General features: G+C 63.7%; 14 protein-coding genes and 1 tRNA gene. 8 read left to right on the top strand and 7 right to left on the bottom strand.

All coding sequences use genetic code 11. From position 1 onward, the window contains the following. Nucleotides 1-21: 21 nt before the first annotated feature. The 6 genes from K8374_RS09745 to K8374_RS09770 all read right to left on the bottom strand — a co-directional run bounded on the left by K8374_RS09745 (nucleotide 22) and on the right by K8374_RS09770 (nucleotide 6,578). Complete coding sequence (locus K8374_RS09745) at nucleotides 22-876, bottom strand: hypothetical protein (protein WP_224458846.1); 855 nt, start codon at nucleotides 874-876, stop codon at nucleotides 22-24. A gap of 74 nt (nucleotides 877-950) precedes the next feature. Beyond that, on the bottom strand, nucleotides 951-2,453 hold the full coding sequence (locus K8374_RS09750) for a CoA-acylating methylmalonate-semialdehyde dehydrogenase (RefSeq protein WP_224458847.1): 1,503 nt from the start codon (nucleotides 2,451-2,453) through the stop codon (nucleotides 951-953). A 79-nt stretch (nucleotides 2,454-2,532) separates the two neighbouring features. Then, complete coding sequence (locus tag K8374_RS09755) at nucleotides 2,533-3,765, bottom strand: MFS transporter (protein WP_224458848.1); 1,233 nt, start codon at nucleotides 3,763-3,765, stop codon at nucleotides 2,533-2,535. A 125-nt stretch (nucleotides 3,766-3,890) separates the two neighbouring features. Continuing rightward, nucleotides 3,891-4,502 (bottom strand): malonic semialdehyde reductase, encoded by a 612-nt coding sequence (locus K8374_RS09760; protein ID WP_224458849.1) that lies wholly within the window; start codon nucleotides 4,500-4,502, stop codon nucleotides 3,891-3,893. Nucleotides 4,503-4,522: 20 nt separating this feature from the next. After that, nucleotides 4,523-5,518, bottom strand: coding sequence for a 2,4,5-trihydroxytoluene oxygenase (locus K8374_RS09765; RefSeq protein WP_224458850.1), 996 nt, complete (start codon nucleotides 5,516-5,518; stop codon nucleotides 4,523-4,525). A 193-nt stretch (nucleotides 5,519-5,711) separates the two neighbouring features. Further along, nucleotides 5,712-6,578, bottom strand: coding sequence for a fumarylacetoacetate hydrolase family protein (locus tag K8374_RS09770; protein ID WP_224458851.1), 867 nt, complete (start codon nucleotides 6,576-6,578; stop codon nucleotides 5,712-5,714). Nucleotides 6,579-6,871: 293 nt separating this feature from the next. Between K8374_RS09770 and K8374_RS09775 the strand changes: the two genes are divergently transcribed. The 6 genes from K8374_RS09775 to K8374_RS09800 all read left to right on the top strand — a co-directional run bounded on the left by K8374_RS09775 (nucleotide 6,872) and on the right by K8374_RS09800 (nucleotide 11,554). Further along, a complete protein-coding gene (locus K8374_RS09775; RefSeq protein WP_224458852.1) occupies nucleotides 6,872-7,510 on the top strand; it encodes a TetR/AcrR family transcriptional regulator in 639 nt (212 codons plus the stop codon). 134 nt (nucleotides 7,511-7,644) lie between these two features. Beyond that, a complete protein-coding gene (locus K8374_RS09780) occupies nucleotides 7,645-8,571 on the top strand; it encodes a transporter (protein WP_224458853.1) in 927 nt (308 codons plus the stop codon). Between the two features lie 136 nt (nucleotides 8,572-8,707). Then, on the top strand, nucleotides 8,708-8,779 hold the full coding sequence (pqqA, locus tag K8374_RS09785) for a pyrroloquinoline quinone precursor peptide PqqA (protein ID WP_084855788.1): 72 nt from the start codon (nucleotides 8,708-8,710) through the stop codon (nucleotides 8,777-8,779). A gap of 67 nt (nucleotides 8,780-8,846) precedes the next feature. After that, the gene (locus K8374_RS09790; RefSeq protein WP_224458854.1) at nucleotides 8,847-10,355 is read left to right on the top strand and encodes a glucose/sorbosone family PQQ-dependent dehydrogenase; all 1,509 of its coding nucleotides are present in this window, start codon (nucleotides 8,847-8,849) and stop codon (nucleotides 10,353-10,355) included. A gap of 79 nt (nucleotides 10,356-10,434) precedes the next feature. Beyond that, nucleotides 10,435-11,370 carry a Dyp-type peroxidase gene (locus K8374_RS09795; RefSeq protein WP_224458855.1) on the top strand — a complete coding sequence of 312 codons (936 nt, stop codon included), beginning with the start codon at nucleotides 10,435-10,437 and terminating at the stop codon, nucleotides 11,368-11,370. Nucleotides 11,371-11,477: 107 nt separating this feature from the next. Further along, nucleotides 11,478-11,554 (top strand) — tRNA-Val (locus tag K8374_RS09800). A gap of 169 nt (nucleotides 11,555-11,723) precedes the next feature. Here the strand turns inward: K8374_RS09800 and K8374_RS09805 are convergent. Then, nucleotides 11,724-12,215: a GNAT family N-acetyltransferase gene (locus K8374_RS09805; RefSeq protein WP_224458856.1), complete on the bottom strand. Its 492-nt coding sequence runs from the start codon at nucleotides 12,213-12,215 to the stop codon at nucleotides 11,724-11,726. Between the two features lie 190 nt (nucleotides 12,216-12,405). Here K8374_RS09805 and K8374_RS09810 point away from each other — a divergent pair, with 190 nt between their 5' ends. Together K8374_RS09810 and K8374_RS09815 are read left to right on the top strand one after the other, a co-directional pair. Continuing rightward, on the top strand, nucleotides 12,406-13,074 hold the full coding sequence (locus tag K8374_RS09810; protein WP_224458857.1) for a metal ABC transporter ATP-binding protein: 669 nt from the start codon (nucleotides 12,406-12,408) through the stop codon (nucleotides 13,072-13,074). Next, nucleotides 13,075-13,935, top strand: a complete 861-nt coding sequence (locus K8374_RS09815) for a metal ABC transporter permease (protein ID WP_224458858.1) — start codon at nucleotides 13,075-13,077, stop codon at nucleotides 13,933-13,935.

Genomic DNA, 13,935 nt, shown 5'->3' on the forward strand with positions numbered 1-13,935 from the left:
CAGTCCAGAGGGGGCATCGGGCTAGAAATGCCACTCCATATGCAGCGTCGGTGCCCGGGTGTTGACGCCAGGTTTGTTCACCGCACCGTACTTGTGGTGCCACCATTCGTATCCGGGCCCGACCCAGAAGGTGTTCCTGACGCCGGCGGCCAGCTTGCCGACGTCGACCATCAACGCACTGCGCACCAGGCTCTCTTCACCGGTATCGTCGTGGAAGTAGTCCTTGCCTTTCTCGGTCTTGTAGCTGGCGAAGCCGTGGAACTTGAACGGCACTTCGCCCACCTGGAACGGGTAGCCCCATGCCAAGTGCACCACATAGTACGGATCGAACTCGATGTTCTCGGTCTTGCAGGCTGACAGCCCGCAATGGTTCCACTCCATGGAGTAGAACAGGCTCAGGTCCAGGTAGCCGGGCACGTCGAACTTGAGCGTGGGGCCCACCAGCAGCTGGCGCTTGCGGGTGGAGAAGTCGGTGTTCTTGTAGTTCAGCTCGACGCCGCCGCTCAGGGCGATGTCCTTGATCGGGCCGTAGCGCAGCGAACGGTCGAAGACCTTGCTCAGGTACAACTGGTGACGGTAGGCCAGGTAGGCTTCCACGGCGCCGGAGTCGCTGTCTTTCTTCGGGTCGTTGGCGTCGGACTTGAGCACGTCGAGGTTGAAGAAATCCATGCCCCAGTCGTTGCCGCGGGTATGGCCGAGCTGGTAGATCTCCTTCTGGATCTTCTTGCCTACAGGCGGCTCGCTGAAGTGCTGGCCGTAGCGAAAGCCGATGAACGTATCGCTCCATTGGGCGGCATGGCAGGTGGTGGCGAGCGTGCCCAGGGAGAGTGCGGTCAGTACCTTGCAAATGCGTTCTTGTAATTGTTCTGCGTTCATCTAGGTGCGTTTCCGGGTTGGTTGCCGCCTGCGTGTGAGGCGGCGGGGAAGGGCAGTCCAGGACTGCCCAAGGGTCACTTCATGGTCGGCATGACGAAGTCGGCACCGGTGCGGATGCCGCTCATCCAGCGCGAGGTGATGGTCTTGAGGCGGGTGTAGAAGCGCACGCCTTCAGGGCCATGCATGTGATGGTCGCCGAACAGCGAGTTCTTCCAGCCACCGAAGCTGTGGAAGGCCATAGGCACCGGGATCGGCACGTTGATACCGACCATGCCGACCTGGATCTCATGGCCGAACATGCGCGCCGAGTCGCCGTCGCGGGTGAAGATGGCGGTGCCGTTGGCATACTGGTGCGCGTTGATCAGCGCCACCGCCTCCTGGTAGCTCTGCACCCGCACCACGCCAAGGACTGGGCCGAAGATCTCTTCCTGATAGATGCGCATGTGCGAGGTGACGTCGTCGAACAGGCTGCCACCGAGGTAAAAACCACCCTCGAAGCCAGGTTGCTGCATGCGGAACTGTCGGCCATCGACCACCAGCGTGGCGCCTTCGGCGACGCCGATATCGACGTAGCCGCGTACGCGCTCGAGGTGTTCGCGGGTGATCAGCGGGCCCATTTCTGCGCTTGGGTCGGTACCGGGGCCGACCTTCAGCGCGCGGACCCGTGGCGCCAGGCGCTCGATCAGCGCGTCGGCGGTGGCATCGCCCACCGCCACCGCAATCGAGATCGCCATGCAGCGCTCCCCAGCGGCGCCATAGGCGGCGCCCATCAGCGCATCGGCGGCTTTGTCCAGGTCGGCGTCGGGCATCACCACCATGTGGTTCTTCGCGCCGCCCAGTGCTTGCACGCGCTTGCCGTTGGCCGCGCCAGTGGCATAGATGTGCCGTGCAATGGGCGTGGAGCCGACGAAGCTCACGGCCTGCACATCGGGGTGGGCAAGGATCGCATCGACCGCCGCCTTGTCGCCGTTGACCACGTTGAACACGCCAGCCGGCAAGCCCGCCTCGGCCAGCAGCTGTGCCAGCAGCAGGGCCGCCGAGGGGTCGCGCTCGGAGGGCTTGAGCACGAAAGTATTGCCGCAGGCCAGGGCCACAGGGAACATCCACAGGGCGACCATGGCAGGGAAGTTGAACGGCGTGATGCCCGCGACCACGCCCAGCGCCTGGCGCATGGCGTGGGAGTCGATGTGGCTGCCGATGTTTTCGCTGACTTCGCCCTTGAGCAGGTGCGGTGCGCCGCAGGCGAACTCGACCACTTCGATACCGCGCACGACCTCGCCCATGGCATCGGAGTGCACCTTGCCGTGCTCGGCGGTGATCAACGCGGCGAGCCGTTCGGCATTGTGTTCCAGCAGTTCTTTGAAGCGGCTGAGAATGCGTGCGCGGCGCAGGGGCGTGGTGGCCGACCAAGCCGGAAAGGCGGCCCTGGCAGCGGCGACCGCTTGGTCCAGTTCCTCGGCGCTGGCCAATGGAACCCGGGCGCTGCGCTGGCCGGTGGCGGGGTTGCAGATGTCGGCGAAGCGGCCGCTGCGGCCTTCGCTGAGGTGTCCATCGATGAAGTGCTGCAAGGTGATCATGGGGTTTTCTCCAGGCGAGCAGCTCCTTCCTGGCACGTCACAGGTGCCGGGCTTGCGGGCTGCGATTACGGGTGGGTGGTCAGGATGAAGCGGTGTCGGCCGGTTTCAGCGGGGTTGCCCGGCTGCCGAGCGGTACATCGGCTTGGGGCATGAAGCACATGATCAGCATGCCCATGGCGAAGAATCCTGCGCATACCAGCAGCCCCAGCCCCAGGCTGTGCTGGGTGGCGATACCGCTGAGCAACAGGGGCGCGAAGGCGGCGAGGCCGCGGCCGAAGTTGAAGCAGAAGCCGGCACCGATGGTGCGCACACGCACGGGATACAAGGCGCTGAAGTACGAGGCGAACAGGCTGGCGAAGGCATAGAAGAAGGCATACACCGGGCCCAGCCAGAACAGGACTTGGTTGTCGGTGGTCAGCGCATAGAGTGCCAGCATCACCGCGCTGCCCAGCAGCGACAGCAAGGTGGCGTTGCGCTTGCCGATACGGTCGGCGATCAGGCCAAAGGCATTGATCCCGATGAAGGCGCCGATGTTCAGGATGGTCATGAAATGCGCCATCATGCCGATCGCAAGCCCTCGTTCGTGTACCAGGTAGGTCGGCAACCAAGTGCTGGCCCCCCAGAAACCGATCACCGAGCAGCTCGCCGCGGCAGTGCCCAGCAAGGTTACGCGCAGCAGGCCTGGGCCGAAGATCTCACGCACCGAAGCATTCACCGGCGCATCCGCGCGGGCCGCGTTCTTCTGCGCTTTCCATTCGGGAGATTCGGGCACGAACAGCCACAGGTACAGCACCGGAATCAGGGTCGAAACCCCCGCCGCCAGGAACAGCATCTGCCAGTTCGGCAGGAACGCCTTGCCGGCCATTGCCGCGATGGCCGCGCCAACCGGGAACGAGCTGAGCACGAAACCGGTGGCGCGGGCCCGCTGGTGTACAGGCCAGGTTTCGGCGATGTAGGCCGAGACGATGCCCCAGACGCCACCCAGGCCAAGGCCCGAGAGGAAGCGCAATACCAGCAGCAGGTACCAGTTGTGGGTGCAGGCAACCGCCATGGTCAGTGCGCCGAAGCTCACCAGCGACAGCAGCAAGGCCTTGCGCCGGCCGTGGTTGTCCGAATACCACCCAGTCGTGATGCTGCTCATGCCGATGCCCAACAGCGTGGCCGAGGCGAGCATGCCGGCTTGGCCGATGGTCAGGCCCAGGTCCTGCTGGATCACCGGCAGGGCGATGGTCAGCAGGATGATTTCCATTGCGTCGAACAGGTAGGCGAGGAAGCCGCCCACCAGCACATGCCATTTCGAGATGCTGCGCATGGTCGGGCTCCTTCAGCGGTTCGGCCGGTGGTGGGAGGAAAGGGTCGGGTCGGTGTGCCGCATGGTGTTCTCCTTGTTCTTGTTGTGTACGGCATCGGGCGCACATGGCGCCGGCCAGGAGGTGTCTACAGCAGGGTGCAGCTTTCCTCGAAGCTCAGGCGCGGGCTTCGCGGGAACAGTTTGGCGGGGTCGCCGTACCCGAGGTTGCAGAGGAAATTGACCCGGATGCGTTGCCCGGGAAAGCTGCCGCCATCGCCGAAGAATTCGGCCTCGACCTCGGCATGGTCGAAGCCCGACATCGGCCCGCAGTCCAGCCCCAGGGCACGGGCGGCGAGAATGAAGTAGCCGCCCTGCAGCGAGCCGTTGCGCAGCGCCGCAGCCTCGATCATGTGCGGCTGCGCGGCGTACCAGTCGCGCATGCCCGGGTTGTGCGGGAACAGCTTCGGCAGTTGCTCGTGAAAGTCCGCGTCATAGCCAATGATGGCGGTGACCGGCGCGTTCAGGGTCTTGTCCACGTTGCCCGCGGCGAGCGCCGGCAGCAGCCGGGCCTTGGCCTGGGCGCTGCGTAGGAAGACGATGCGCGCCGGGCAGCCATTGGTACTGGTTGGGCCCCAGCGCACTAGGTCGTAGATGGCGCGCAGGGTGTGGTCCTCGACGGGCTTGTCGAGCCAGCCGTTCTGGCTGCGGGCTTCGCGAAACAGCAGGTCCAGGCCCTGTTCCGACAGTGTCTGTCTCATGGTGCCGAACTCCTTGGTGGTCAGCGGGTATGGCGCTGGCGCTCGGCCAGCGAACGGGGGGTGACGGTTTCGCCTTCGTTGCTACCGCCCAGGAAGAACTCCACCGACATCGGCGGGCCCCACTGGTAGAGGCTGGAGTCGCAGGCCTGGGTGCAGTTCATGGGCGAGGCATGGTTGAACAGGTCGCCGTCGGTGAAATGCTCGATGAGGTTGCCCGAGGGGTCGCGCCAGTAATCGAAGATCTGGCTGCCGAGCACATGGCGCCCGACGCCCCAGAATGGCGTCCAGCCTTGCTCGTTCATCCAGGCGTGCCCCAGGCACTGGGCATCGAAGTCCTGCACCTCGAACGAGGCGTGATGGACCACGTCCCGCCCGGCCTGGAACAGTGCGATGGTGTGATGGTCGGTCCAGTTCTCGCCACGGTCCAGGCGCAGGAAGGCGGCGGACGGGCGCTGTTGGTCGCCTTCGACGATCAGGTCCGAGGGCAGCATGCCGAGCACATCGCGGTACCAGGCCATCATCCGGGGCATGTCGGCCACGCCGATGGCGACATGGCCCAGGCGCATGACCTGCGCCGGCCCCTTACCGGGGCGCTGGACTTCGCCGAAGCGGCGTTTCTCCACCGCCGAGTTGAGCACCAGCGCGCTGCGTTGGGGGAGGGCCTCTACGGGCTGGATGCCATGCACCAGCTCGATGCGACGACCGGAGGGGTCGTGCAATACCACGCACTGGCCACCGCCCGGGTGCGCCAGCGCCTGGATCGACGACGCCCCGGGCAGGCGTTCGGCAGCCTGCAGGTCGGCGAAGGACTCGACCGCAAAGGCGATGGCGCCCATCGCGGGAGTATCGGCGCGTTCGGCAATATAGACATAGGGCAGGGGGCCGGTGCCCCGCAGGTACAGGCGCTGTTCGGTTCGGTGGCTGACGATCAGGCCGAAGTCGCCCAAAAATCGTTCGAGGCGGTCAAGATCGATGTGCCGGTAGACCACATGGTTGATGTCTTTGATGTGCAACATGGCTGCGCTCCTTGGCAGAGGGCCGTCGACAGGTTCGGACATTCGCGGGCAGGGCCTTTTCCCAGGCGGCCGCAGGCGCGGACCGAGAATCGGTCCGGGCGCAGGCAGCCGGGATCACCGACACGGCACCGGGCCGGTCGGGGAAGTCCCTGCGGGAAGCGAACGGGGTTGGGCGAACGACTGTGGCGCTGCCTCAGGCCGGCGGCGTCTCGGCGACGATCGGGTTGCTCAGGGTGCCGAGGCCTTCGATCTCGACGGTGCAGACATCGCCAGGCTGCATGAACAGCATCGGGCGGCGGGCCCAGCCGATGCCCGCCGGGGTGCCGGTGACGATCACATCGCCAGGCTCCAGGGTCACCGCCTCGCTGAGCACGCTGATCAGCTGCGGCACATCGAAGACCATGTCGGCGGTGTTGGCCTGTTGTTCGATCTTGCCGTTCAGGCGTGTGGTCAGGGTCAGGCCGCGGGCGCCGGGCGGCAATTCATCGGCACTGACGAAGGTTGGGCCAAAGGCACCGGTGGCGTCGAAGTTCTTGCCGATGGTCCACTGCGGGGATTTGAATTGGTAGTCGCGCACCGAGCCTTCGTTGAAGATCGCGTAGCCTGCGACATGCTCCAGCGCCTGGTTCTGCGGAATATGGCGGCCGCGGCGGCCAATGATCACGGCCAGCTCGCCTTCATAGTCGAGCTGTTCGGAAACATGCGGGCGGACGATGGCCTCGCCATGGCCAACCAAGGAGGTGGCAAAGCGCGGGAAGAAGGTGGGGTAGCTGGGCTGCTCGTAGGGGCTTTCCTTGGTGTGGTCGGCATAGTTCAGGCCGACGCAGACGATCTTGCCAGGCCGCTCGATGGGGGGCAGGTAACGGATGCGTGAGGTATCGAGCTGGGGCGCCTGGCTCAGTTGCTGATGGGCCTCACGCAGCGCCTCCTGGCCACGGCCGAGGAGCGTCAATAGCGAGCCGGGGTAACCTGGCAGGTTCTCGGTAAGGCCACGCAAGCCACTGTCAGTTTCCACAGCCAGGCCCTTGGTGGTGCCTTGGACAAAATGTACGAAACGCATGATCTGTACCTCGCTGTTATTGTTGTTCAAGGTTCTCAGTAAAAGGGTACGGTACCGTACCGTTTCGTCGAGATTCCCATCAGTCGTGGCGGGTGTCAATCAATGCGCTAAGACGTTTTTCGAATAGAGCAGGTGGTGGACGCTTCGATTTCATTACAAGCCTGGAGCTCCAGTCGTGGTGCAGGTAGGCTATGAAGCGAGCCCGCGCGCGCAGTACAGGCCGCTAGCGCTGATGCTTGTGGGAAGGGGCGCAAAATCAAATAGTGATGTGTTGTTCGATGAAGAGGTGTTGCTTGAGCGAGCGCGTGGAGAGTCAGCGGCAGGTCGAAAAGCGTGAAGGCATTCTCGCCGCGGCGACGGAGATGTTCTTGGAAGAGGGCTACGCGGGCGTCAGCGTCGATGGGATCATTGCCCGCATCGGCGGCTCCAAGCGCACGCTGTATGCCTATTTCGGTGACAAGGATGGCCTGTTCGCCGCGATCATCGCCCGCCTGTGCGATGAGATCGTCAACCCGCTCAAGCATATGAACCTGGCTCGCAAGCCTTTGCCCGAGGCTTTGCGCATCATTGCCGAGACCTTCCTCGGGGTGGTCCTCGCCCCGCGCACGATCGCCATCCACCGCTTGATCGTGGCCGAGGCGCTGCGGGCGCCGGAGGCGGCCAAGGCATTCTTCGAGGCTGCGCCGGGTGCGGCCTACGGTTGCTTGCAGGAGTATTTCCAATGGGCCGCCCAGGAAGGCCTCGTGTGTCCAGGGGATGCACAGACCCGCGCTGTGCTCTTTCTCGACGCGCTGACAGGAGACTTCCAGTTGCGTTGCCTGCTGGGCTTCATGGAAACGCCCACCCAGGCCGAACGACAGCGTCGCATCGACGATGCCATCGTGGTGTTCTTGGACGGGCTGAAACCCGCGACCGGCCTGCCGTCGAGCTAAGGTCCGGGGCTTCGTTCGCAGCGCGTTCTGCAGGCGGAACGCTGTGGCCCATCCAGGGGCTCTAGTGGCCGTTGTGAGAGATCACTAACGTTTTCTGTTTGGCACCGTTACATGAACGCCTTCAGGAGACCTGGATGAGGCCTTGCAGAAAATCCGCCGCGCTGTTGTCACTGGCCACCGCCCTGGGCAGTGCCGAGGTCGTCGCCGATACCGTCAGCCTTCCACCCTTGCCGCTGGGCAATACCAGTTTCATGGACGGGATCGTGCGACCCGGGATGCTGTTCGAGCTGCCGATCCAGCATTACCGTGCGCAAGACGCCACCGACGCCCATGGCAACGCGGTGCCGGGGCGGCAGAAAGTGCACAGCACCACGGTCCTGCCACACCTGGCCTATATCACCGAGCACAAGATCCTGGGCGCCAACTACGGAATGGAAGTGCTGTTGCCGCTGGTGCACCTGGACGTCGATATCGACAACGGCCCGGACGCTTCGCGCACGCGCCAGGGTGATCTGATCTTCAGCCCTCTGTTGCTGCAATGGGAGCCCGTGAAACTGTTCGGGCGGCCCTACTGGCAGCGCCTGAACCTGGTGATCACTGCGCCGACCGGTGATTACGACCGGGACGCCAGCCTCAACACCGGCAGCAACCTGTGGGTGGTCAGCCCGCACTACGCCTTTACCTGGGAGCTGACCGACCGCCTCGAAGTTAGCGGGCGCCTTCACTATGCCTGGTCCAGCCGCAACGAAGACCCGGCCAGCCGGCTGCAGGCCGACAGCGTCCAGCCGGGCGAAGCGATCCACAGCAATTTCTCGGTCTCCTACGCGGTGTCCGACGCCTGGCGCGTAGGCCTTGCCGGCTACCAGCTGGAACAGATATCGGCCGACCGGGTCGATGACCATCGGCAGAGCGACTCCCGCGAGCGCGTGCTGGCCTTTGGTCCGGGGGTGATGTACCGCCATGCGCGGCATATGTTCTACGCCAATTACTATATCGAGCAGGGCGCGAGGAACCGCTCCGAAGGCAACCAGCTCACCTTGCGTTACCTCTTGCCGTTCTAGCGCGAAGGGGCGTTCGGGTTTTTCGTTCAGGAAATGGAACGCTGTGTGCCATTCATCCCCCTGGCGAAGCGGGAATGGGTCCACTAGTTTCCCAGTGACGCCAGCGCGTCTTTATCCAGGCAGAGGAGATTGAGAGATGTGGAGCAAACCCAGCTATACCGACTTGCGCATTGGCTTCGAAGTGACGATGTATTTCGCCAATCGCTGACAAGCCGAGCCCCGGCTTGCCGGGGCATAGGTGTCGTGGTGCTTGCCTAAAGCCCTGAGGAAATTGCATGAAGCTCAACCATTGCACGTTTGAAAACCGCCTCGGCGAAGCCCGTACCTTCGCGAGGCTGGGGTCATTGTTGTTGGTTGCCAACCTGGCGGGCATGTCGCTGACGGCCATGGCCGATACCCCGCCGGCGCCGGGGACGCCGATTCCGGCTACCGAAGGCTTCGAGAAGCGCGTTGTCGCCACTGGCTTGGCGAACCCACACAATATGGTCCTGGGTCCCGACGGCTACCTGTGGCTGACCGAGCAGGTCAGCCGGAAGATCACCCGCGTGAACCCCAAGACCGGTGAGGTGAAAGTCGCCCTTGCCGTTGCCGATGCCGTGCACTCCCAGGCGGCCAACGGGCACCATGAACAGGACGGCCTGCTCGGGATCGCCCTGCACCCACAGCTGCTCAAGGGCACGGGGCAGGACTATGTCTACGTGTCCCTGACCTATGCCGGCGGCGACTCCGAGGCTTTCCCCAACCGCACGCTGATCCGTCGCTACACCTACGACGCCAAGACCAACACCCTGGGCGAAGGTACGGACCTGCTCAAAGGCCTGCCCTCGGCTCGCGACCACCAGAGCGCACGCCTGCTCTTCGGCCCGGACGACAAGCTCTACTACTCCATCGGTGACCAGGGCGCGAACCAGCTCTCCTACCTGTGCGAACAGAACAAGGCGCAGATGACGCCGACCGCTGCAGACGTCAGCAAAAGCGACTGGGTTCACTACGCAGGCAAGATTCTGCGCCTGAACCTGGACGGGTCGGTGCCTGACGACAACCCGGTGATCAACGGTGTGAAGAGCCACGTCTATGCCTACGGGATCCGCAACGTCCAGGGGATGGTGTTTGTCGGTGACAAACTCTTCGCCACCGAGCAGGGCCCCAACAGTGATGACGAGCTCAATCTCATCGTCAAGGGCGGCAACTACGGCTGGCCCTATGTGGCCGGTTTCAAGGATGGTCAGGGTTACGCCTACGCCAACTACAGCGCTGCCAAAGGTGGCTGCAAGGGCAACGAAGACCAGTATCAGAATGGCCTGAAAGTCCCAGAGGGCATTCCGGTGCAGCAGGAAACCCAATGGTCTTCCACGGCGTTCGTCGAGCCGCTCAAGACGCTGTTCAGCGTCGGCAATGACTACGTCTACAACCAGCCGGCCTGCAAGGAGAACAACCTGTTCTACATCTGCTGGCCCACCATCGCGCCGTCCTCGGTCGCCTATTACCCCGCGTCCGGTAACGCTGCCAAAGGCTGGGGCAACTCGTTGCTGATCACCAGCCTCAAGCGTGGCGTGGTGTACCGGGTCCAGCTCGATGGCTCCAAGACCGTGCCGATGGGCGATGCAACGCCGGTGTTCCGCTCGTTGAACCGCTACCGGGATATCGCCGTCGATCCCAGCGGTGAGGTGATCTACGTGGCCACGGATATCGAAAGCAGCCTGGGCACCAACGACCAGGGCAGCGCGGCAGCGAAGTTCGAGAACCCCGGTGCAATCCTGGCGTTTCGCAGTACGGGCAAGTAGCGGTAGGGCCTGATTGCATGCTCCCGCCATGGCGTGTAGCGTCTAACGCCTGACGATCACTCAAGGCGGTGGGCATGCAATGAACGTTTCCGAGATCGAACCCCAAGCGGTCGACACCGCGATCACCCGCAGTGCGATCTTCCTCGTGGCGACCTTGACGCCGGGCAACGAACACCGTGACACCGTGCGCGCCTTGTGTGGCGACCTGGCCGGGCTGGTCCGTTCGGTCGGCAAGCGCGTACCGTCGGGCAACCTTTCCTGTGTACTGGGTTTCGGCGCCACAGCCTGGGGTGTGCTGTTCGGTGCGCCATGCCCGGCATCGCTGCACCCGTTTCGCGAAATCGGTACCGGGGAGCGCGTGGCGGTCGCCACACCCGGGGATATCCTCTTGCATATCCGTGCCGAACAGATGGACTTGTGCTTCGAGTTGGCGGCGCAGGTCATGAAGCGCCTGGGGGCGGCTGTGACGGTCGTCGATGAAGTCCAGGGTTTTCGCTACTTCGACATGCGCAGCATCATCGGCTTTGTCGACGGCACGGAGAACCCCAGCGGCCGCGAAGTCGCCAAGTTTACCCTGGTTGGCAACGAAGACCCGCCGTTCGTGGGAGGCAGCTATGTGCTCGTGCAGAAGTACCTGCATGACATGACGGGGTGGAACGCACTGTCCACCGCCGACCAGGAAAACATCATTGGCCGCACCAAGCTGTCGGATATCGAGCTGGATGCCTCGGTCAAGCCCAGTTGCTCCCACAGCGCCCTGACCACCCTGGACAAAGACGGCCAGGAAGTGAAGATCCTTCGGGACAATATGCCGTTCGGGCGCCCGGGGGCAGGGGAGTTCGGCACCTATTTCATCGGTTACGCCCGCTCGCCCGCGCCTATCGAGGAGATGCTCGAGAACATGTTCATCGGCAAGCCGCCCGGGAACTATGACCGCTTGCTCGATTACAGCCGCGCTGTCACGGGCGGATTGTTCTTCGTGCCTTCCGCCACGTTCCTGGATGGCCTGGGGTAATAAACGAGCCAAAACACGGCGAAGGGGGCTGGCGCAAAGTTTTTGATTTTTTTGAAAAAAACGCTTTACAGGCTTTCGCAACCCCCTTAATATGCGCGCCACACGACAGGCACATAGCTCAGTTGGTTAGAGCACCACCTTGACATGGTGGGGGTCGTTGGTTCGAGTCCAATTGTGCCTACCAAATACAAGTCCCGGTGTTACGGGCACGAAAAGGGCGATCCGAAAGGGTCGCCCTTTTTGCTTTCGCTCCATGCCCCTTGCAGGAGCGACCTTGTGCCGCGAAAGGACCGCAACGCGGCCCTGTCTCTTTGCAAGGCGTGCACGAACGCCTCTGCTTCAATCCAGCGCTTTCACAGCTCCATCACCATTTCATGCCACGCCATGCCGCCATGGTCAGAAGCCGAAGGCTTCACATAGCGGTAGCCCATACGCGTGTACAGCGGCACATGGCGCTCCTTGCACATGAGGTGAATGGTGCGTTTGCCCATGGCCCGCATGCGCTCGATGAAAGTATCCATCATCGTCGTGGCATAGCCCTTGCCCTGGTGCGCGGGGTCGACCACCACCGACATGATGACCGCATTGGGCGCCTGGCTATCGTGGCCCACCAGCTCCTTGAACGCCTCGTCGGACATGACCACGTCATGGGCGCAGCCGCAGTTGATGAAGCCGATGGTCTGGCCATCGAGTTCCATGATCAGGAAGCCTTGCGGGTATTGGGCGATGCGCGTCGCGATCTTTTCGCGGGTGGCAGCCTCGTCGCCTTCGTAGGCCTCGGTCTCGATCTGGAAGCAACGGTCGACATCCGACGGGCTGGCGGTGCGGAAGGAAGGTGTACTCATGGCGGTCTCGTTCGGGTGATCTGACGGTCCTGGCAAGTGCCGTCGAAGACCTCCGATTGTCCGTTTGCCAGCCTCAAGATCAAGCGTGGCGAAAGGAAAATCATCGTTGCATAGTGTTATAACATAACATATTGTTGATGGCGGCCATGTCGACATGGCCATTCCGTGTCTCCACCTTGGGAATCTGCCCGTGATCCTGTGTCAAGACCTGCAATGGGGGGCCGTCAATCGCCCACTGACGCCACGCCTCAACCTCAGGCTGCCCGCCGGCAGCCTAACCGCAGTGGTGGGCGCCAATGGGAGTGGCAAGAGCAGCCTGTTGAAGGTGATCGCGGGGTTGCAGATGCCCTTGTCGGGCCGCGTGCGCGTGGCGCTTCCAGACGCAGGGGGAATCGGCTATCTGGTTCAGCAATCGGTCATCGACCGCCAGTTTCCCATCGACCTGGCCGGGTTGGTCAGCGGCGGCTTCTGGGGGCAACGCATCACGCGCTCGCAGCGCAGGCGCCAACTCGAACAGGTGCTGGAGGCGTGGGACCTCGGCCAGCTCCAGTCCCGGCCGTTGCAGGCGCTTTCCGGTGGCGAGTTGCAACGTGCCCTGCTGGCTAGGCTGAGCCTGACCAAACCTTCCCTGGTGTTGCTCGACGAGCCCGATGCGGCGCTCGACGACAACGGCCAGGCCCTGCTTTGGCGGCACATCGACGCCTGGCACAAGGCCGGGTGCACGCTTGTCGTCGTCAGCCACGACCTGGCCCGGCTGCGAGCGTCGGTGGAGCAGTGCCTGGTGATCGACCGGCAAGGCTGCCGGCATGGGCCGAGCCGCGCGTTGATCGCCCAGCCCGGCCTGGCCCAGGTGGGTTGAATGGTCGATCTACTGTGGCAGCCCTTCGCCGAATTCGCCTTCATGCGCCGCGCATTGCTCGGCGGCCTGACACTGGCGCTGAGCGTCGCGCCGCTCGGGGTGTTCCTGGTGGTGCGGCGCATGAGCCTGATCGGCGATGCGATTTCCCATGGCATCCTGCCGGGGGCGGCACTGGGCTTCTGGTTGGCCGGTTTGTCGGTGATGACGATGACTCTCGGCGGGCTCGTGGCCGGCTTGGCGGTGGCGGGCTTTTCGGCCCTGGTCAGTCGGCACACGGGCTTGCGCGAGGACGCCAGCCTGGCTGCGGTCTATCCGATCTCCTTGGCTTCGGGCGTGCTGCTGCTGGGCCTGGCCGGCAAGCGCCTGGACTTGCTGGGGTTGCTGTTCGGCTCGGCACTGGCCGTCAACGAAGCGACCTTGCACGTCATGTACAGCGTGGCGGCTGGCAGCCTCGTACTGTTCGCCGTGATCTACCGCCCCTTGCTGCTCGACAGCCTCGACCCGGTGTTCCTGCGCACCGTCAGCCGCCATGGTGCCCTGGCCCATGGGCTGTTCCTCGGGTTGGTGGTGCTCAACCTGGTGGTTGGCTTCCAGGCCATCGGGGCGTTGATGGTGGTGGGCCTGATGATGCTGCCGGCCATCGCCGCGCGCTTCTGGAGCCAGAGCCTGCCTCGGTTGATTGTCATCGCGGCGGTGATCGGCATGGCCTCGGTGTGGCTGGGGTTGCTGCTTTCCTTCTACGTTTCGCTGCCCAGTGGCCCGGCAATCGTCGTCATGGCCGGGGCCGCGTACCTGTTGTCGGTGATGGGTGGGCCGGTGCATGGCCTGTTGCGTCGCCATTATTCGCCGGTCGTTCATTGA

Origin of the sequence: Pseudomonas sp. p1(2021b) (genome assembly GCF_020151015.1) — a bacterium.
Taxonomy (GTDB): domain Bacteria; phylum Pseudomonadota; class Gammaproteobacteria; order Pseudomonadales; family Pseudomonadaceae; genus Aquipseudomonas; species Aquipseudomonas putida_K.

What these genes read in the sequence shown, in the direction of transcription:
- K8374_RS09745 (WP_224458846.1), bottom strand. Translation starts at nt 876, where the DNA reads ATGAACGCAGAACAATTACAAGAACGCATTTGCAAGGTACTGACCGCA.
- K8374_RS09750 (WP_224458847.1), bottom strand. Translation starts at nt 2,453, where the DNA reads ATGATCACCTTGCAGCACTTCATCGATGGACACCTCAGCGAAGGCCGC.
- K8374_RS09755 (WP_224458848.1), bottom strand. Translation starts at nt 3,765, where the DNA reads ATGCGCAGCATCTCGAAATGGCATGTGCTGGTGGGCGGCTTCCTCGCC.
- K8374_RS09760 (WP_224458849.1), bottom strand. Translation starts at nt 4,502, where the DNA reads ATGAGACAGACACTGTCGGAACAGGGCCTGGACCTGCTGTTTCGCGAA.
- K8374_RS09765 (WP_224458850.1), bottom strand. Translation starts at nt 5,518, where the DNA reads ATGTTGCACATCAAAGACATCAACCATGTGGTCTACCGGCACATCGAT.
- K8374_RS09770 (WP_224458851.1), bottom strand. Translation starts at nt 6,578, where the DNA reads ATGCGTTTCGTACATTTTGTCCAAGGCACCACCAAGGGCCTGGCTGTG.
- K8374_RS09780 (WP_224458853.1), top strand. Translation starts at nt 7,645, where the DNA reads ATGAGGCCTTGCAGAAAATCCGCCGCGCTGTTGTCACTGGCCACCGCC.
- K8374_RS09790 (WP_224458854.1), top strand. Translation starts at nt 8,847, where the DNA reads ATGAAGCTCAACCATTGCACGTTTGAAAACCGCCTCGGCGAAGCCCGT.
- K8374_RS09795 (WP_224458855.1), top strand. Translation starts at nt 10,435, where the DNA reads ATGAACGTTTCCGAGATCGAACCCCAAGCGGTCGACACCGCGATCACC.
- K8374_RS09805 (WP_224458856.1), bottom strand. Translation starts at nt 12,215, where the DNA reads ATGAGTACACCTTCCTTCCGCACCGCCAGCCCGTCGGATGTCGACCGT.
- K8374_RS09815 (WP_224458858.1), top strand. Translation starts at nt 13,075, where the DNA reads ATGGTCGATCTACTGTGGCAGCCCTTCGCCGAATTCGCCTTCATGCGC.